This window comes from Streptomyces sp. NPDC037242, assembly GCF_055604165.1.
The window spans coordinates 1-19,337 of sequence record NZ_JBVJUY010000001.1 but is presented as its reverse complement, the minus strand read 5'-3'; the positions used below and the strand labels follow the sequence as shown (position 1 = coordinate 19,337).

Genomic DNA, 19,337 nt, shown 5'->3' with positions numbered 1-19,337 from the left:
CTACAGCGTGATGAATAATTGCGCCATGGACGCCATCGACAGAGATATCTTGCGCGAGCTCCAGGCCGATGGCCGGCTCAGCAACCAGGAGCTGGCCGCACGCGTGGGCCTGACCCCTTCGCCCTGCATGCGCCGCGTCCGCCAGCTCGAACAGGACGGGGTCATCCAGGGCTACCGTGCGGTGATCTCCCCCGAGGCGGTCGGCCGCGGCTTCGAGGTGCTGGTCTCCGTCGAGGTCCGCCGCGACCGCGAGGCGGTCGAGGCGTTCGAGTCCGCGCTCCAGGACATCCCCGACGTCATCGAGGCCTACCGCCTCTTCGGCAGCCCGGGCTGCCTGCTGCGCATCGCGGTCGCGGACCTGCGCGCGTACGAACGCCTCTGGATCGAGAAGCTGACGGCCCTCTCGGGCGTCACCGAGGTCAACTCCCAGATCATCATGAAGCGCATCAAACCCCACACCGGCCTGCCGGTGGACGGCTGAACACAGCCGGCCGACCGGCCACCGCACCCCCGCGGCGCGGCTCAGCCCCGGCGCCTCGCCGCCGCCAGGGCGTCCTTGACCTCCTGCGCCACGCGGGCCGCGTCCTCGGGGTTGTTCACGACGTCCGTGCAGTTCATGTCGACGACGAGGACGTCGCTGGCCGAGTAGTGCTTGTGCACCCAGTCGTCGTAGCCGGACCACAGGGTCCGGTAGTAGGCGACGAGGCTCTCGTCCTGCTCGAAATCGCGGCCCCGCAGGCCTATGCGGTGCAGCACCGTCTCGAAGTCCGCCTTGAGGTAGACCATGAGATCGGGCGCCTTGCGGTAGGGCAGGCCGTCGATCTCGCGCATCATCTCCTCGAGCAGTCCCTCGTAGACCTGCATCTCCAGGGAGCTGATCCGGCCCAGCTCGTGATTGACCTTGGCGAAGTACCAGTCCTCGTAGATGGACCGGTCGAGGACGTTGTCGCCCTGCTTGTACGCCTCCTTGATCGCGGCGAACCGCGTCTGGAGGAAGTAGAGCTGGAGCAGGAAGGGGTAGCGCTTGGCCTGGATCTCCTCGGGGCTCGCCGTGTAGAAGAGCGGCAGGATCGGGTTGTCGTCCACGCTCTCGTAGAAGACCTCGCTGCCGAGCTCCTTGGCGAGGAGCTCGGCCACGCTCGTCTTGCCGATCCCGATCATGCCTCCGACGCAGATCACTGCCATACCTCACTTCTCCCTGGGGGTCTTCTGTTCACGGGCGGGTGCGCTGGGCAGGCCGCTGCCCAGGACCGGCCGCCCGCACCGTTCCGATGTCGCCGCGTACGGCAGACCCGTGGGTCAGGTGCTCTGGGAACATGACGAGCGCCGGCCTGCATCACGGGCCATCGTGCCGTTCCAGCGAGTCACCCTCCGGAAGTAGCTCAGCAAGGCTAGCGGACACGAGCACGGGGAGAAGAACGCGGCGTGCGAGGTGGCCTGGGACCACCTGCGGGCTCGCCAGGCGCCCCCGGTCACGGGGAGCTGCTCGGTGAGAACGACGCCTCGGACTCGACACCCGGCCGGGGCCCGTGCGCGCAGTAGGCCGTGATCAGCTCGTCGGGCGGTTCCGAGACGCGGACCGTGCCCTTGTGGAGGGCGACGCTATTTCCGCGCATACGGCCCTGAGTACCTCGTCCTCGCATTCCCGCAGGTAGTGGTGGCCTCCTGGGAACGTCCGAACCCGGGCACCGGCCGTCGTGGCCTCCGCCCAGGACGCCAGCTCCGCAACCGGACACGTGTCGTCGTCCTGGCCGCCGAACACCGTCATGGGCGCCTGCAGCGGGGTCAGCCGCTTCGGCCGGTAGCGGTCCAGCAGGGCCAGGTCGGCCCGCAGCGGCGGAAGGATCAGGGGCAGCAACTCCGGGTGGTCGTAGACCGCGGCGTCCGGGCCGCCCAGCCGCCGCATCGCCGCGACCAGCTCCTCGTCGCCCAGCAGGTGCCGGTGTTCCCCGTCGATCCGGTGCGGGGCAGGCCTCGCGGAGACGAAGACGTGGTCCATCACGTACCCGTCCGCGCGCTCCAGCAGGCCGGCCACCTCGTAGGACAGACCGGTTCCCATGCTGTGCCCGAAGAGCGCCATGGGGAGGTCCAGCAGTGGGCGCAGTTCCTGCGCCAGTTGGCCGGCCATCTCGGCCATGGTGCCCATGGGTTCCTCGGCCAGCCGGTCCTGTCGGCCCGGGTATTGCACGGCGACGAGCTCCACCCCGGCCGGCAGCCGGCCGGCCCAGCCGGCGTAGGACCCGGCGGTCCCTCCGGCGTGCGGCAGGCAGACCAGGCGGCTGACGACGGTCCCGTCCACCGGATGAGGTCGCAACCATGTGCCCATGGGCCTCACTCCCCGGAGCGCGCGTTCACGCGCAGCTCTTCGAGTGCCTCGCCGAGCCGGTCGATACCTGCGGCTACGGTCTGTTCGTCGGCACTCAGGCTCAGCCGGATGCAGCGCTTGCCGTGCGTGCGCAGAAACGGCGTGGTCAGCGGCTCGACGAAGAAGTGGCGGCCGGGGACGATGAACACCCGCTTGCGCTTGAGGAGCTCGTACAGCTCCAGGTCGTCGAACCAGTCGTGGTCGATGGACAGCCAGCAGAACATGCCGCCGTCGCTGGAGTGCAGCCGCCAGTCCACCGAGTCCGGCAGTACCTTGAGGAGCAGTTCCTCGGCCATCGCCCGCTTGGCCCGGTAGTAGGGCTTGATGTATTGGGTGGTGAGCGCGTCGATCTCCCGGGTCCTCAGAGAGCGCTCGACTGCGGCCTGCAGTAGCTGCGGGGCGTGGAGGACCGAGTTGGAGATGAAGGACACCATCGGCTCGATCAGTTCCGCCGGACCCAGTGCGAAGGCGATCCGCTCACCCGGCAAGCCCGCCTTCGACAGGGTGAAGAGATTGATCACGTGCGAGTGCATGACCGGCGCGACCCGGGTCCGGACGACTCCGGGGAAAGGCTCCCCGTACGCGTGGTCGACGACCAGCGGTACGTCGCGCTGCTCTGCCGTTTCGATCAGGACCCTGAGCTCGCCGGCCTCGACGCTGCTGCCCGTCGGGTTCGCGGGATTGGAGAGCAGCATCATGCCCATGCGGCTCTGCCGTGCCAGGGCCTCGGTGTCCACGGCGTAGTGGAAGGAGTGCTGTCCCTCCGGGACGATGAGGGGCTCCAGACCGACGATGCCCTTCGGGTCCAGCCCCAATCCCTGGTAGCCGGTGTAGTCGGGCAGGCGCGGCAGCACCAGCGGCCGCGCCGACCCGTGCGCGTCAGGTCCGGTGAACAGGGTGGTCGCGATGAACGACAGCATCTGGCTGCCGGGGCCTACGACCACGTTCTCGGGGCCGATCGACCACCCGTAGGTCAGGTTGAAGTAGTCGGCGACGGCTGTGACGAGGCCGCTGGTCCCCCGTGCTGGGCCGTAGCGGGTGCTGGACTCGATGAATCGGTTGTCCAGGGCTTCCCGGGTGAGCCGGTGCCAGGCTGCTTCGACCTCGGGGATGTGCGAGGGATTGCCCGGGCTCAGGTTGAGCCACTCGCCGGCGTCGTCGTCGCCGGCTGCGGCGATGTCCTCCATGATGCTGCGGATGCCCGACGGACGGGACATCTGCCGGCCCCGACTCGATAGCTGCACTGAGGGCTCTTCCTGTAGGAGATGCAGTGGGGGAGGGGTCACGCGGCCGAGAGCACCGACTCGATGTGCTCGGAAATCTCCGCGACCGTGGACTTGCGGAAGAGCTGGTCCATCGGAACCTCGATGCCGAGCTCGGAGAGGATCTCGCGCTGGATCCGGGTCATGATCAGCGAGTGTCCGCCGAGGCTGAAGAAGTCGTCCGTGTCGGCGAACTCCGACAGGTCGAGCTGACGGCTCCAGATGGCGTGGACCTTCGATGCGATCACGTTCTGTGTTCCTTTCCGGCCAGGGCGGCCAGGGTCCGGCGATCGGTCTTCCCGTTCGGATTGACGGGGAAGGCGTTGAGGACCTTGAACTCCTGCGGGATCATGTTCCGGGGCAGGGTGTCCAGCAGGTCGCGGTACAGCGCACGTGTGTCGACCGCGTCGTGGGCGGGCAGGACGAAGCCCACCAGGCGGAGCTCGCCCGAGGCGTCCGGGACCGCCACGACCACGGCGTCCTCGACGAGCGCGTGGGAGCGGACGCCATGCTCCACATCCCCGAGGTCCATCCGCATGCCGCGGATCTTTACCTGGTGGTCGACGCGGCCGACCACCACCAGCTCTCCGTCCGGGGTGACGTAGCCGCGGTCGCCGGTCCGGTAGATGCGTACGGGACCCTCTTCGCCGGCCAGTTCCGTGAACCGCCGGCCGTCGGCGGGCGAGGCATTGAGGTAGCCCGCGCTCACGCTGAGGCCCGAGATGCAGATCTCGCCGGTCTCGCCGTCCGCCACCTCGTTCAGCTCGTCGTCGAGCAGGCGGATCTCCGTGTTGTACACGGGCTCGCCCACCGGCGGCGTCGCACCGTGGTAGCGACCGAAGTCCGCCAGCACGTGCGAGGTCGCCACGTCCGTGCACTCGGCCACCCCGTACTGGTGGAGCAGCACGCAGTGGTTGCCCTCCTGAGAGGCCCATTCCTCGACGCGGGCGACCGTGAGCGCCTCTCCGCCGATGAAGACGTGCCCTACCCGTGTCAGCACGTCGGTACCGAGCGCATGCTCGTGGTCGATCAACACGTACAGAGTGCTCGGCGCGCAGTGCAGCTGCCGGACGCCGTGGGTTTCGATCAGCCGGTACGCCATGCCCGGATCGAATACCCGGCTCGGCAGCAGGTGGAGGGCTGCACCGCAGAAGAGCGGCGCCATCAGACCGCGCTGGCTGATGTCGAAGCCGAAGGAGCTGACGGTGAGCCCGCTGGCCGAGCTGTCCAGCCCGTACTCGACGCGCAGCCACTCCAGAAGGTTGTACCAGCCCTCGTGGCGCACGGCGGTGGCCTTGGGCGTACCGGTCGACCCGGACGTGAACACGACGTAGCACAGGTCGTCGTTGGACAGGTCGACCACCGGATCGGTGGCGGGCTGAGCCTCCAGCGGCCCGGCGAGCTCGTCCAGCAGGAGCAACTCGCCCGGTGCGTCGGCGATCAGGACGCGGGTCTCGCACGAAGCCACGTTGAACTTGATCTCGTCGAGCTGGGAGACCATGAGCTGGAGCCGCTCGGCAGGGTAGGTCGGGTCCAGCGGGACGTAGGCGGCACCGGCCTTGAGCGTGCCGAGGATCGCGACCAGCAGATCGGGAGTCCGGTCCAGGCACACGCCGACCACGGAACCGCGGCCCGCTCCGCAGGCGATGAGGTGGTGGGCGAACCGGTTGGCCCGTGCGTTCAGCTCCGCATAGGTCAGTTGTTCGTCCGCGCAGGTCAGGGCCGTACGGTCGGGGTGCTGCCGGGTGTGGGCCTCGAAGACCCGGTGGACAGCCAGGTCTTCCGGCAGCGCGAGGCGCCTGCCTATGAGGGACATGCGGTCCCTTCCTCTCCAGAACTCGGGGATGCGGCGGTGCGGATGGGTGGTCGGGGCCGGGGCGGCCACCGGTGGGGGTGTCAGAGGGACGCGCGGTTCACGGCCGAGGTGACGGCGCCGAGTTCGGCGCCGACCCGGTCGCCGGCGATCGCGGCGCCGCAGCGGGTCGTGCCGTCCAGGGCGACCTGGGCGTAGGCGGCGTACCGGGTGCCGAACCCGTCCCGCAGGACGTGCCCGGACACCTCGGTGACCTCGACCCGGAGGCCGGTGCCGGCGAGGGCGTCGGCGTACGCGGCCGCCGCGTCGGGACCCGAGCCGGTCAGCCTCTCCTCCCGGCCGTCGCCGAGGACGACCAGGGCGTCGACGGCGGTGATCCCCTCCACGCCGTTCAGCTGGAACTCCTTCAGCAGCAGCGCCGGCCGCTCGAAGTCGAGGTACATCTGCGCGAAGACGGCCCGCAGCTCCCGGGACGTGAGCTCTCCCCCGCCGTCGTCGGCCACCTGCTGCACCTGCCGGGCCAGCTCCAGCCGCACCCCGCGGGGCAGGTCCAGCCCGTACGCGCTCTTGAGCACGTGGGCGACACCGCCCTTGCCGGACTGGCTGTTGACGCGGACCACCGACTCGTAGGTGCGGCCCACGTCCTTGGGGTCGATGGGCAGGTAGGGGACGTCCCACGCCATCTCGGCCACAGGCGTGTCCTGCTCGGCGGCCCGCCGCTCGACCGCGGCCAGCCCTTTGGCGATGGCGTCCTGGTGGGTGCCCGAGAAGGCGGTGTACACCAGGTCACCGCCGTACGGATGGCGGGGAGGGACCGGCAGCTGGTTCGCGAACTCCACGGTCCTGCGGATCTCGTCGACGTCGGACAGGTCGAGCTGCGGGTCGACGCCCTGGCTGAACAGGTTGAGCGCCAGAGTGACCAGACAGACGTTGCCCGTGCGCTCGCCGTTGCCGAAGAGCGTGCCCTCGACCCGGTCGGCGCCGGCCATGACCGCCAGCTCCGCGGAGGCCACCGCCGTTCCGCGGTCGTTGTGCGGGTGCACGGAGAGGATCAGCGCGTCACGGCGTTCCAGGTTGCGGTGCATCCACTCGACCTGGTCGGCGAAGACGTTCGGCGAGTCGGTCTCCACGGTCGTGGGCAGGTTCAGCGTCACCGGACGGTCCGGGCTCGCGTCCCACAGCCGGGTGACGGCGTTCGACACCCGCAGCGCGAACTCGGGCTCCGTCACGTTGAACGTCTCCGGTGAGTACTCGAAGCGCAGCTCCCCGACCCTGGCGTCCTGCGCCCGGCGGGCGATGTGCTCCGCCGAGTGGAGCGCCATCCGCTGCACGTCGTCCGCGCTCATGCCGAACACGACCTCGCGCCACAGACAGGCGGTCGCGTTGCACAGGTGGACCATGGCCCGGTCCGCGCCCTCGATGGCCTCGAAGGTGCGGTCGATCAGCTCCGGCTTGGCCGGTGTGAACACCGAGATCGTCACGTCGTCGGGGATGCGGTCCTGCTCGATCAGTGTCCGCAGGAACGAGAAGTCCGCCTCACTGGCCGAGGGGTATCCGACCTCGACGTCCTTGAACCCCATGCGCACCAGAAGGTCGAACATCCGGCTCTTGCGCTCGATGTCCATGGGACTGCTGAGTGCCTGGTTCCCGTCGCGCAGGTCGACCGAGGCCCAAAGCGGTGCCCTCACCAACGACTTCGTCGGCCATGTACGGTCGGCCGGCTCGTGCGGAAGCCGGCGTCCCGACCGCTCGTACCGCTGGAAGGGCATGGCCGAGCCGCGCTGCGCGTTCCACCAGGGTTGGTCTGCCCGACGCGGGCCGGCAGGGAGCGTGAGCCGCGACATGGCGGGATGAGGCGGTGGCGCCTCGGTCATTTCATGCCTCCATTCGAATCACTTCGGTGTGGTGCGGTCGGCTGTGGGTCCGCGACGTCCCGGCTGCCGGATCCCCGGCGCCGGACGTCATGCGGGAGGTGGTTGCCGGTCGGGCGCCTTCAGTACCCGATCCGCGGCGGCGTCGAGCGTGGCCGTCACCCACTCCTCCAACTCGGTGCCGGTTTGGGCCGCTGCCCGGTGCCACCACTCGAGCCGGGTCCCGGGCAGGTCGAGCCGGCGCGTCGCCGCCGCTGCGGCGTCCGTCCCGCGCAGCGTGTCCTCGCGCTGCACCCGCATGGCGCCGCGCAGCTGCTTCGTGCTCCACTTCATCTCTTCGGCACGGTCCAGCCAGGCCTCCTGCTCCTCGGGGGTGAGCGAGGCCAGTTCGGCATGGTGCTGGAAGCTGAGTCCGGCGCGCCGCCGGTGCAGTTCGAACCGGCGGGCGACCCAGGCGTAGTTGCGCAGCGTCTTGTACTGGAGGCCGGCCGCGCGGATGCCGCGCTCGTAGCGGTCGGCGTAATGGTCCTTGCCGTACACGAGCCAGTCCCCGAGCCACCAGGACGACGAGTTCAGCAGCCCGGAGAGCTGCCGTCCGGCGTGTTCCCACTCCTCGAAGGCGAAGCCCCTCGGGATGTGCAGGCCCACCCTGGTGGTCAGCACCTGGTCGCGCCGCCCCACCGCCGCGCCGGCTCCCGCGGGTCTCGACGCGACCTTCGCGGACGTGCCGAACGCGACCGACTTGGATCCCCCGTAGCCCTTGACCTGATGTGTCATCACGCCTCCATGTCCATCTCGGGTACTCAGCGGAGTTGGGTGGGCCGGTGCCGCGGCAGCGGCACCGGACGTCACACCGGGCGGGCCTCTATGAGCGAGGACCTCGGAGACATCTCGATCTTCTCGATCTCGAATCCGCACCGGCTGAGCAGATCGCGCCAGTCCGATCCGGTCCGCTCCCGGCCGCCCAGCAGGACGAGCATGTGGAGGTCGAGCAGCTTCGCCGGATGGGGCTGCGAGTCCTCCGGGATCACCTGTTCGAGGATCAGGAGGCGTCCGTCGGCAGGGATCGCCGCACGGCAGTTGCGGAGGATCGACGCGGCTTCCTCCGTTCCCCAGTCGTGCAGGATCTGAGCCAGTACGTAGACGTCCCGTCCGTCCGGCAGGGTGGAGAAGAAGTCGCCGCCCACGCGTTCGCACCGAGCCAGAACGCCGGCTTCCCCGAGGACCGGGCCCGCCTCGCCCACCACGTGCGGCAGGTCGAACAGCACTCCGCTCAGATGCCCGTGGCGGGAGAGGAGGGCGGCGAGCAGCGCGCCGTTGCCGCCGCCGACGTCCACCACGGTTTCGACACCGCTCCAGTCGTACTCCAGGAGCGGCGCCATCCTCAGCGAGACCAGGCCCGCCTGAGCTCGGTTGAATTCCGCGGCGGCCGCAGGATTCTCGGCCAGCCAGTCGAAATGCGGCATGCCGAAAACGCGGTCGAACGCGGGTTTTCCGGTCCTCACCGAATAGATCGCTTCGGACCACGCCTGATAGGACCGGCCACCCATCAGGTCGGCGAAATTGCCGAGAGAGCCGGGGGTACCGGTGCAGAGCAACTCCCCCATCGGCTCCAGTCGGAAGACGCCGGCCGGGCCCTCGGCGAAGATGCCTTCAGCCGCCAGGACCCGCATCACGCGCGTCAGTGCATCGGCGTCCGCGCCGCTGTCGCGGGCAAGACGCTCCACCGGTGCGGGACCTCCGGCCAGAAGGTCCGGAATTCCGAGCTCGTTCACGGAGAAGATCGACTGCGAAATGATGAATCCCATGATCTTTCGGCGCAGCTCATGGTTGGCATCATTGACATCGGTGCCGTTCGGCAAGGTTTCACCCTCTCAGAGTTCTTGCTGTCAGCTCGACCGTCTACGCGCTGGGCGGGCTCGCGGCGAGTCCGGGGAATAGCGGGACCTCGGCGGTCTGCTTCAGGTAATCGGCTCCGGACGTCCCGCCGGTTCCGGGTACGGTGCCGATGACCTTCAGCGTTATTCCCCAGTGGGTGCGCTTCGACTTGTGCCAGCCGGCATCGAGCCTTCGCATCGCGTCCTGGAGCCGGACGACGTCCCGCCCGGGCAGCAGGGGGGCCTGCCGCTCGAACACCTCTTGCAGCGTCTCTCCCTCGATCTCGATCTCGGGAAGGGGCGTCTGGAGGGGAACGGTCCCGGGAGCACGGGGCGCGCACAGCGTCTCCACCCGCCGGTAGGAAGTGGACTGGACGGCGCTCCGGCCGTGGGTGTTGTCGCGGATGACGGCGAACACCTCGCGCGGCATCGTCGTCAGGACGCGGAAGAGCGCGGGTACGGCTTCGAGCCTCTCCGCCGCGTCGGTCAGCTCCGCACAGCAGCCTTCGGTGTCGCCGCTGCCCAGCGCGGAGACGGCGCGTACGAGGCAACGGCCCACGTGGGCGTACAGGCCCTCGAACATCTGGATGCTCCTGATGAACATCTGCTCGTCGTGCAGGCGCGTCACCGGGAGCATCGTGGTCTCCACGAGGCGCCGGACGGGCTGCGGGATCCGGTCGGCCGCCGTCGACACGGCCCGGGAGGCCGCGGTCACCAGCGATTCGTCCCCGGCTGACTCGCTCTGCGCGAGGAGCGGGCCGCTCCCGCCCATGAACTCCGCTCCCCACGCGGGGGCGAGCGCGTCCATGCCGGCCAGGAGCTGGAATGCGGTGCGCACCCTGGTCCGCTGCCCCCGGCCGGGCTCGGCGGCGAGGGCGGCCGCCTCGATGGAGAGCAGATCCACGGCGAGGGCGGCGACGATGGTGTCCGAGAGGACATCGCCCTTGTCCTCGTGGGCCTGCTCCCGCATCGCGTCGTAGAGGTGGGTGCCCACGTACGTGTGGTAGTCGCCGCCCTCCTGGTCGAAGGTGAGCGGGAGCCAGCCGGCCAGCGGCGGCGCGCCCGGGGCCGCCACCTCGGCCGGCGCGGCGTCGCACACCGCCCCGTGGAGTTCACGCAGCTTCGCGACCAGGGCGGGGTTCGCGCTGCTTCGCCCCGCGCTCCGGTAGTGCGCGATGACGGCTTCGAAGGGGAATCCGTCCGGATCCGACGGACGGACCCGGCCGGCACCATCCGGACCCCGCCATTCCCCGACCGCGCGCAGCGCACGGGTTCCCAGGAGATCCGCTGGTTCCGCCCGCGCCGCGTGCAGACTCAGTGCCGCCACACCGATACCTTCGAGCGGCTGACCGACAGGACCTGATTCCTTCGCCTTCGCGCCCATCAGTCACGCGTGTCCGGCGAACAGAATCCGGTGCATGGGCGTTTCCAGCACCTTCACCCGCTTCAGACCCGAGCGGGCGAACCACTCGTCGTAGTCCTCCAGCGTGTAGGCGTCACCGCCCCCCGTGGCGGTCATCGAGGCCGCGAACAGGATGGCGAACCGGTCCTGCGGCGTCGACACCCTGCGCTCCGCGTCGACGATGTGGTCGACGATGACAATCAGGCCGTCCTCCGCCAGCGCCTTGGCCGCCAGCCCGGTCAGCTCCTCGGCATGCTCGTAGGTCTGCAGGTGGAATATGTTGGCGAAGAAGACCACGTCGAAGTTGTCACCCCAGGCGGACTCCCAGAAGTCGCACGCCTCGACGGCGAACCGGGCGTCGACACCGAGCTCTCGGCTCTGCTCCATGGCCACCGGAGCGATCGACTCGGCATCGAGTCCCGTCGCCTTCAGGGACGGGAAGTGGCGCAGCAGCAGCTGGCTGTAGAGGCCCGTGCCGCAGCCGACGTCGAGCATCGTCCGGTCCCGGCCGTCCGACCAGCCGAGGCCGGCCAGGCCCTTGGCGAGGATGTCGACGATCGGCGGGGCCCAGAAGTTGATCCCGCCGGCCAGCGACTGGTAGTCCGTCTGCGAAATCTGGTTCTCCCGCAGCTGCCCGGCGGCGTCGCGTCCGCCGGTGCGGACCGCCTGGGCGAGGTCGCGCCAGGCCCCCCAGGCCACGTTCCGGTCATAGGTGATCTTCCCGACCAGGCTGAACAGGCCGCCGGGGAGCAGGCATGCGCGCATCTCCTCGGTCAGGACGTAGCGTGCGGCTTCGTCGGCTCCGCGCTCGCGCTCGAGGACCTCGTAGGCGTAGAGGGCGTCCAGAAGGATGCGCGTGGTCCTGAAGTCGGTGTCCAGCCGGCGGGCGAGTTCCTCGCTGGAGAGCGGGCCGTTCGCCAGCTCGGCGAACACGCCGAGGTCGTGCGCGGCTTCGATCACTCCGGGGGCCCAGAGGGCGATGAGGTGCTCGTAGAGCCGGTGCGCGGCGCTGACCACCCGCTCGTCCCCGTCGGTACGGGGCAGCAGGCTCACGTCGACCAGGGGGGCGATGTTGGGCCCGTTCACTTCTGGCCGGCCTCACTGCGGCTCATCGCCGCGACGAGGCTCTTGGGCCGCATGTCCGTCCAGTTGGTGTTCACGTAGTCCAGGCAGGCCTGCCTCGTGTCCTTCGGGTGTACGACGGTCCAGCCGGCCGGCACCTCCGCGAAGGCGGGCCACAGCGAGTGCTGCCCCTCGTCGTTGGACAGCACGAGGAAGGTGCCGTTCTCGTCCTCGAACGGGTTGGTCATGGTTGTTTCCTTTCAGGGGTGATCAGACGGCGAAGCGCGGAATTGCTTCCCGGGCGGCTATTCCATCTTTTCTGCCATCAGCCGGCTGATCTCGTCCATGGGACCCGGCAGCATCATCGACCGGTGGGGGGCATCGATTTCATGGTTCTCGATGGCTCCGTCCACATACGGCTGCCAGGTGTCGAAGTGGGGTGTTTCCTCGGAGCGACCCTGCGAAGCCGTGAAGAAGGTGACGTCCCCCTTGAACACGGCAGGTTCGTACTCCCGGGCCAGTTTCACCGAATTGAGAGCGGTGTCCTTGATCGCCTCAAGGTGTCGGTCGTCGAGTTCGCCGAGCACGCTGCCCTCACGGCGAATCGTCTCCAGAAGGAGGTTCCCCTGCAAGGGCTGGCCGCCCTCACGCTCCAGTTCGTCATTCACCAGATCGAAGAGGGCCGACCACAGTTCCTCGTCGCCCATTTCCCGGTCTCCGCCTTCGAGCGGAACAGGATAGACATCGAGGAGGGCGAGGAGTCCGACCTTATCATTCAGCTGCTGCAGTTGAATAGCCACAGCGTGCGCCAGAATTCCGCCGAACGACCATCCCATGAGGTGGTACGGCCCGTTCGGCTGCACCTTCCGAATTTCGGCGACGTACAGGGCGGCCAATTCCTCCAAGGTGTCGGGGAGCCGCTGCCCCGGTGTGAGGAGGGGTGATTGGAGCCCGTATATGGGCTGCTCCCTGCCCAGTTGGGAGGCGAGGCCCGAGTAGCACCAACTCAGTCCTCCTCCCGGCGGGAGGCAGAACAGGGGTGCGCGAGAACCGCGTTCCCGCAGCGGCAGCAGGACGTCGAACGCGTTGCGGTTGGCACCCTTGTCGAGCTCCTCGGCGAGCAGGGCTGCCGTGGGCGCTTCGAAGAGGTTGCGGATGGCGAGTTCGACGCCCAGGACCACGCCGATCCTGCTGATCAGTCGCGCTGCCAGCAGGGAGTGGCCGCCCAGGTCGAAGAAGTCGTCGTCCACGCCGACGCGCGCGTGCCCGAGGACCTCCGCGAAGAGCGCGCACAGGATCTCTTCCCGCACGTTGCGCGGGTCGCGGTCGGATCCGGCGGCGAAGCTCCCACCCGGCGCGGGAAGTGCCTTGCGGTCGAGCTTGCCGTTGGGGGTGACGGGCAGGTGTTCCAGGACCACGAAGGCCGACGGAACCATGTGCTCCGGCAGTGCGGCCCTGGCCGTCGTCCGCAGTCCCGCCGCCAGCCTGCCGGCCCGGGAGGAGTGGGACGGCCGGTTCGTGTACGACGTCAGCGGGAGGGTGGGTGCCGCCGCCGGCCGGTAGAGCCGGGACGGGGGCGTCCCGTCCTGGCCCGCCCCGCGCACGAACACCGCGTCGAAGCCGTCGTGGGACCCGGTTCCCGACCACGTGACGCCGGTCGCGTAGCCCAGCCGCTCGCCGGTTTCGTGGACGGCTTCGGGGTCCACCCTGCCGCCCGCCTCGTCCAGCAGGCGCTGCACCCCTGCCACACTGCTGCCGGCGCTCAGAGCTCGCCACGCCCCGACTTCCCCGGCGACGCGCGCGTTGGGGAGGTCGGTGACGCGGAGCCGCGCGGGCCCCTGTGTGGCCAAGTGCGTGGCGATGGCCTCCAGATCCTCGACGTCATGCCCCCATCGCAGGCAGGCCGTGTCCGGCTCGTCCTCCGGGAGGGCTGCGCCGGCCGCCCGCTTCCTCAGCACGACGTCGTACCGGTGACGGCTCAGCTCGTTGTGGTGCCGTCCCCGCTTGAGCCGGATGTCGATGTCCACGGCCTCATCCAGTTCGCGGGCGAGGACCACGAAGAAGTCGGGATCGACGAGGAGTTCCTTCTCGAGGACGACGCTCTGCTCGACGGCCTGCCGGAGCACGGCGGCGTCGTCGCCCTTGCCCAGCTGGCGGGTGTGGACCGCGGTGGCGAACGCGCGCAGCAGCTGCAGGTTGCGGACATCGCCCAGGAACAGCGAGCCGCCCGGCGCGAGGTGCGCGAGAGCGCCGCGGATGACGTCCACCAGGTACTCGGCGCTCGGGAAGTACTGCACGACCGAGTTGACGACGATCGTGTCGAAGACGCCCGCCGGCAGCCCGTCCAGACAGTCCGCGGCCTGGTGCCGCAGCTCCACCCGGCCCGCGAGCTCGGGGCGGCCGCTGATCTGCCGCCGCAGCGTCTCCACCGCCGCGGCGGAGAAGTCGGTACCCCAGTACTGCTCGCACCGCGGGGCGATCTGCGAGAGCAGCAGACCACTGCCGACGCCCAGTTCCAGGACCCGTTCGGGCCGCAGGGCGAGGATCCGCTCGACCGTCCGGTCGCGCCACTCCCGCATGACGTCCTGGTGGATCGGGCGCCCGTCGTAACTGCTGTTCCATCCGTCGAAGTTCTGCCCGAACTCGGCCGGCGCACCCGGCTCCCCGTACAGCGCCTCGTAGACCGACTGCCAGTCGTCGAGCTGCTGCTGGGTGGTGTCGTCGTCGGCCGTGTCGCCGGCCGGCACCACGTAGGCCACCAGGCGCTTGTCGCCGGGCGAATCCTCCCGAACGGTCACGGCCGCCTGCGCCACGCCCGGCAGTGCGGAGACGGCGGCCTCCACCTCGGCGGGCTCGATCCGGTATCCGCGGATCTTCACCTGGTCGTCGGCCCGGCCGACGAACTCCAGGTTCCCGTCACCACGCCACCGGACCAGATCGCCGGTGCGGTACATCCGGTCCCCCGGTTCACCGAAGGGGTCGGCGACGAAGCGCTCGGCGGTGAGCGCGGGCCGGCGCGCGTACCCGCGGGCGAGACCGGCCCCGGTGACGTACAGCTCACCGACGACACCCACCGGGACCGGCGTCAGGCCGCCGTCCAGAACGTACGCACGCGTGTGGGGGATCGGGCGGCCGATCGGCGGGACCGCCGCGCCCGAGAGCGCATCGCTCATCGTGACGCAGACCGTGGACTCGGCCGGGCCGTAGGAGTTGAACATGAGGCGCCCGCTCGACCACTGGTCGACCACGTCGGGCGGGCAGGCCTCCGCGCCCACGACGAGGGTCGCTCCGGCGGGCAGGCCGCCTTCGGACGGCATGACGGCCAGGGCGCTCGGCGTCAGCGAGATGTGCGTGATGCCGTGTTCGAACGTCAACTCGCTGAGCCCGGCGCCGGGCAGGAGCTGCTCGGGGCGGGCCAGCACCCACGTCGCCCCCGCCAGCAACGACATGGCGAGTTCCCAGAAGAAGGCATCGAAGCTCGCCGAGACCACCTGCATGACGCGGCTGCCGCTGCCGACAGCGAGCGTCTCCCGCTGCATCGAGGCCAGGTTGCCGAGGCCCGCGTGTGTGATCAGCACCGCCTTCGGCTCGCCGGTGGAGCCCGACGTGTAGATGACGTAGGCGAGGTTGCCGCTGTGCAACGGGGCGAGCCGGTCGCCGTCCGTCAGGTCCGTGTCCGGGCCGTGGGCGGCCAGGCTGTCGGTGGAGTCTTCCATGACGACGGTCGGCACGTCGTCCGGGACGACCGCGGACGTGTCCGGCGAGGCCAGTACGAGAGTGGGCCGGGCATCGGCCACCATGTAGGCGATCCGCTCCCGCGGATAGTCCGGGTCCACGCACAGGTAGGCGGCGCCGGCCTTCGCGACGGCCATGACGGAGACGACCAGGTCCGGCGAGCGCGGCAGGACGAGCGCCACGATGTGGTCCGGTCCCACACCCTTCGCCACCAGCCACCGGGCCATGCGGTTGGCGCGGGAGTTCAGCTCCTGGTAGGTCAGTTCGGTCTCGCCGAACACCAGCGCCGGCTGCCCCGGCGTCGCCCGCACGTGCCGCTCGAAGAGTTCGGGCAGCGTGGCGCCGGGCCGGGCGACGGCTCCGGAGTTGCCGTGGGTCAGGACGAGCCTGCGCTCGTTCGGGCCCAGGATGTCGATCTGCCCGATCGCGCGGTCGGGATCGGCCACGGCGCAGGAGAGCAGCCGCGTGAGCCTCGCGATCAGCGCTTCGACGGTGCCGGCGTCGAAGAGGTCCGTGGCGTACTCGACCAGGCCCACGACCCCCTCCGGCACGCCGTCGGGAGACCGCAGTTCCCGGAGGCCGATCCCGAGGTCGAACTTGGCGGTTCCGTTCGTCGTCGGTTCGAAGGAGACACGGAGGTCTCCCAGGTGGAAGTCGGGGGCGGTGATGTTCTGGAAGGCGAGGATGACCTGGACCAGAGGCTGGTGCGCCATCGTCCGCGTCGGGTTGATCTCCTCCACCAGCCGCTCGAACGGGATGTCCTGGTGCTCGTAGGCCGCCAGGTCCGTCGCCCGCACGCGTTGGAGCAGCTCACGGAAGCTCGGGTTGCCCGAGGTGTCCGTGCGCAGCACCAGCGTGTTCACGAAGAACCCGACGAGATCGTGGAGCGCTTCGTCGACACGGCCCGCGATCGGGCTGCCGATGGGGATGTCGGTGCCGGCGCCGAGTCGGCTCAGGAGTGCCGCCAGGGCCGCCTGGAAGACCATGAACATGGTCGTTCCGGTGTCGCTCGCCAGCTCGGCCAGCCTGCCGTGCAGTTCTCGGTCGATCTTCAGGTCGACCGCGCCGCCCTGGAAGCTGGCGACGGGCGGCCGCGGTCGGTCGGTCGGCAGGGCCAGCGGTTCGGGCAGCCCCTGCAGGGCGGACCGCCAGTAGGCGAACTGTACGGCGGCTCGGCTGCCGGGGTCGGTTTCGTTGCCGAGGAGCGCGTCCTGCCACAGGGTGTAGTCCGCGTACTGCACGAGCAGCGGCGCCCAGGCCGGTTCTTCGCCCTCGGCACGGGCGGCGTAGGCGACGGCCAGGTCGCGCGCCAGGGGCGCGAGTGACGAGCCGTCTCCTGCGATGTGGTGGACCAGGAGCATCAGCGTGTGCTCGGCCGGTCCGCTCTCGATCAGCCAGACGCGCAGGGGGATGTCGACGGCGAGCTGGAACTGGTGCCTTCCCAGTTCGGCGACGAGTGCCGTCAGATCCGCGGGGGTCGTGCTGAGCACGTGCACCTCGGGACGGGCCTCTTCCACGTCGACCACGCGCTGGTACGGAACTCCCCCCGACTCGGGGAACACCGTACGGAGGCTCTCGTGGCGGCCGACGAGGTCACGGACCGCCGCGCTCAGGGCGGACCGGTCCAGGGCGCCCGTCAACCGGAGGACCCACGGCATGTTGTAGGTGGGGTTGGGGCCCTCCATGCGGTCCAGGAACCACAGGCGGCGCTGGGCGAAGGACAGCGGGAGCTTCTCGGGCCGGACCGCGGCGGGAGCGAGCCTCGGCCGGGAACGGCCGGCCCGGTCCAGGCGGCCGGCGAGGTCGGCCACTCTGGGCGCCTCGAAGAGGGTCCTCACGGTCACGTCCACCTCGAGCGTGGACCTGATGCGCGTCACCAGCTTGGTGGCGAGCAGGGAGTGCCCGCCGAGATCGAAGAAGCTGTCGTCGATCCCCACCTTGGGCACGCCCAGCACCTCGGCGAACAGCCCGCACAGGATCTCTTCCTCCGGGGTACGCGCGCGACGGCCGGGGGCGAGTGTGCCGAACTCGTTCGATGGGAGAGCCTGGCGGTTGAGCTTGCCGTTCGGCGTGAGGGGCAGCTCTTCGAGCACGATGACGGCCGCGGGCACCATGTGCTCGAGCAGCGTCGAAGCCGCGTACTGCAGCAACTCGGCCCCGTTCAGCGTACGTAAGGCCGAGCAGACCGCGTAGGCGGTGATCTTCTTGTCGCCGGGGGTGTCTTCTCGGACGATGACGGCGGCCTGGGTGACGTCGGGGTGGGCCAGGAGGGCGTTCTCGATCTCGCCGAGCTCGATCCGGTACCCGCGGATCTTGACCTGGTCGTCGGCCCGGCCGATGAACTCGATCTGCGCGTCGCAGGTCCAGCGCACCAGGTCACCGGTCCGGTACATCCGGCTGCCGGGAGCACCGAACGGGTCGGCGACGAAGCGGCCGGCGGTCAGCGCGTACTGATCCAGGTAGCCGCGGGCGACCCCCGATCCCGCGATGTACAGCTCCCCGACCACTCCGGGGCCGACGGGCTGGAGCGCGTGGTCCAGGACGTAGGCACGGGTGTTGTCCATCGGCCGACCGACCGGAACGTTGTCCTCACGAACCTGATACGGCGCGCCCATGGCGTGGCAGAGGGCGAACGTGGTCGTCTCAGTCGGCCCGTACACGTGCACGACCGACGTCTGCGGTGCGGCTGCAAGCGCCGCGGCGACGGCCGCCGGGGACACGAACTCGCCACCGGTCCACACCTCACGGACCGCGGCCAGGCTCTCCGGGTGCTCCTCGACCAGCAGGTTGAACAACGCCGTCGTCAAGAACACCGCCGTGATCCCGCCGGCGGTCAGAAGGGCCGCGAGAGCATCGGTGTCCACCTCCCCGGCCGGGGCCACCACGACAGTGCCACCACCCAGCAGCGGCACCCACACCTCATACGTCGAGGCGTCGAACGCGTGCGGGGAACGGAACAGGACCCGCTCGTGCGCCCCGCCCTGCCAACGGCTGTCCAGGGCCAGAGCCACCACATCGCGGTGCGTGACACCGATCGCCTTCGGAGTCCCCGTCGACCCCGACGTGTGCATCACATACGCCAGCGAATCCCCAGCACAGACCACACCCGGATTCACCCCAGGGCCGGCGTCGGGAAGCGTACGGTCGCCTTCGCCGACCACGATCGACGGGGCAGGCAGTTCTCCGGCTTGTGCGGCGTGCCCGTGGTCGGCCAGCACCAGCACGACACCGGCTTGCTCCACGATCTGCCGCAGGTGGGACACCGGCTGGTCGGTATGGAGCGGCAAGTATGCGCCGCCGGCCTTCAACACGGCCAGCATCGAGACCACCACACCGACAGAACGATCCTGCAAGATCGCGACCCGACTCTCAGCCCCCACACCCTGACCGATCAGGGTGTGGGCAAGCCGGTTGGCGCGGGCATTGAGCTGCGCGTACGTCAGCTCCTGCCCGTCCTCGCCGACCACGGCCACCGCATCCGGCGACCCCTCGACCCGCGCCTCGAACAGTTCCACCACCGACGCGTCCGGCAGCACCCGAGCCGTGTCGTTGACCTCGACGAGCAACCGCTCCCGCTCGACCCCGCCCAGGACATCGAGCCGAGACACCAGCACACCCGGATCAGCGACAGCCGCCTCCAGCACCGCCACCAGCCGGGCCACGATCGCATCGAGGCCCTGCCTGCCGCCGATGCGATCGGGCAGGAAGTCGCACCGGAACTGCATGCGTCGACCGGGAATCACCGCGAGTGACAGGGGGTAGTGGGTGGCGTCGTGGCTGTCGGCTCCGGCAATGCGCAGGCCGCCGGCGCGCGGAAGGGCTTCCTTTTGCAGGGGGTAGTTCTCGAACGCGACGAGGGTGTCGAAGAGTTCACGTACCTGGGAGAGTCGCTGGATCTGGGCGAGTCCCATGTGCTGGTAGTCCATCAGCTCGGCCTGCTGGTCCTGGAC

13 protein-coding genes are annotated in these 19,337 nt (G+C 69.7%); 1 reads left to right on the top strand and 12 read right to left on the bottom strand.

From position 1 onward, the window contains the following. Positions 1–25 precede the first annotated feature (25 nt). A complete protein-coding gene (locus ACZ7GJ_RS00065) occupies positions 26–481 on the top strand; it encodes an Lrp/AsnC family transcriptional regulator (RefSeq protein WP_365920489.1) in 456 nt (151 codons plus the stop codon). A 41-nt stretch (positions 482–522) separates the two neighbouring features. Here ACZ7GJ_RS00065 and ACZ7GJ_RS00060 read toward each other — a convergent pair whose 3' ends face one another. The 12 genes from ACZ7GJ_RS00060 to ACZ7GJ_RS00005 all read right to left on the bottom strand — a co-directional run bounded on the left by ACZ7GJ_RS00060 (position 523) and on the right by ACZ7GJ_RS00005 (position 19,112). Then, a complete protein-coding gene (locus ACZ7GJ_RS00060; RefSeq protein WP_470747800.1) occupies positions 523–1,185 on the bottom strand; it encodes a deoxynucleoside kinase in 663 nt (220 codons plus the stop codon). Between the two features lie 364 nt (positions 1,186–1,549). Next, positions 1,550–2,326 (bottom strand): thioesterase II family protein, encoded by a 777-nt coding sequence (locus ACZ7GJ_RS00055; protein ID WP_470747798.1) that lies wholly within the window; start codon positions 2,324–2,326, stop codon positions 1,550–1,552. 5 nt (positions 2,327–2,331) lie between these two features. Continuing rightward, positions 2,332–3,582 carry an aminotransferase class I/II-fold pyridoxal phosphate-dependent enzyme gene (locus tag ACZ7GJ_RS00050; RefSeq protein ID WP_470747796.1) on the bottom strand — a complete coding sequence of 417 codons (1,251 nt, stop codon included), beginning with the start codon at positions 3,580–3,582 and terminating at the stop codon, positions 2,332–2,334. A gap of 65 nt (positions 3,583–3,647) precedes the next feature. Next, positions 3,648–3,875, bottom strand: coding sequence for a phosphopantetheine-binding protein (locus ACZ7GJ_RS00045; protein ID WP_470747794.1), 228 nt, complete (start codon positions 3,873–3,875; stop codon positions 3,648–3,650). Next, positions 3,872–5,443, bottom strand: a complete 1,572-nt coding sequence (locus ACZ7GJ_RS00040) for an amino acid adenylation domain-containing protein (RefSeq protein ID WP_470747792.1) — start codon at positions 5,441–5,443, stop codon at positions 3,872–3,874. The genes ACZ7GJ_RS00045 and ACZ7GJ_RS00040 overlap by 4 nt, the downstream gene beginning before the upstream one ends. A gap of 80 nt (positions 5,444–5,523) precedes the next feature. Further along, positions 5,524–7,314 carry a 2-isopropylmalate synthase gene (locus tag ACZ7GJ_RS00035; protein ID WP_470747790.1) on the bottom strand — a complete coding sequence of 597 codons (1,791 nt, stop codon included), beginning with the start codon at positions 7,312–7,314 and terminating at the stop codon, positions 5,524–5,526. An 87-nt stretch (positions 7,315–7,401) separates the two neighbouring features. Then, positions 7,402–8,088 carry an LmbU family transcriptional regulator gene (locus ACZ7GJ_RS00030; protein WP_470747788.1) on the bottom strand — a complete coding sequence of 229 codons (687 nt, stop codon included), beginning with the start codon at positions 8,086–8,088 and terminating at the stop codon, positions 7,402–7,404. 71 nt (positions 8,089–8,159) lie between these two features. Next, the gene (locus ACZ7GJ_RS00025; protein WP_470747786.1) at positions 8,160–9,173 is read right to left on the bottom strand and encodes a methyltransferase; all 1,014 of its coding nucleotides are present in this window, start codon (positions 9,171–9,173) and stop codon (positions 8,160–8,162) included. Between the two features lie 40 nt (positions 9,174–9,213). After that, positions 9,214–10,515 carry a tryptophan 2,3-dioxygenase gene (locus ACZ7GJ_RS00020; RefSeq protein ID WP_470747784.1) on the bottom strand — a complete coding sequence of 434 codons (1,302 nt, stop codon included), beginning with the start codon at positions 10,513–10,515 and terminating at the stop codon, positions 9,214–9,216. A gap of 60 nt (positions 10,516–10,575) precedes the next feature. Next, positions 10,576–11,676 carry a methyltransferase family protein gene (locus ACZ7GJ_RS00015; protein WP_470747782.1) on the bottom strand — a complete coding sequence of 367 codons (1,101 nt, stop codon included), beginning with the start codon at positions 11,674–11,676 and terminating at the stop codon, positions 10,576–10,578. Further along, positions 11,673–11,900 carry an MbtH family protein gene (locus ACZ7GJ_RS00010; protein ID WP_470747780.1) on the bottom strand — a complete coding sequence of 76 codons (228 nt, stop codon included), beginning with the start codon at positions 11,898–11,900 and terminating at the stop codon, positions 11,673–11,675. The genes ACZ7GJ_RS00015 and ACZ7GJ_RS00010 overlap by 4 nt, the downstream gene beginning before the upstream one ends. A gap of 57 nt (positions 11,901–11,957) precedes the next feature. After that, the gene (locus ACZ7GJ_RS00005) at positions 11,958–19,112 is read right to left on the bottom strand and encodes an amino acid adenylation domain-containing protein (RefSeq protein ID WP_470747778.1); all 7,155 of its coding nucleotides are present in this window, start codon (positions 19,110–19,112) and stop codon (positions 11,958–11,960) included. Positions 19,113–19,337 lie beyond the last annotated feature (225 nt).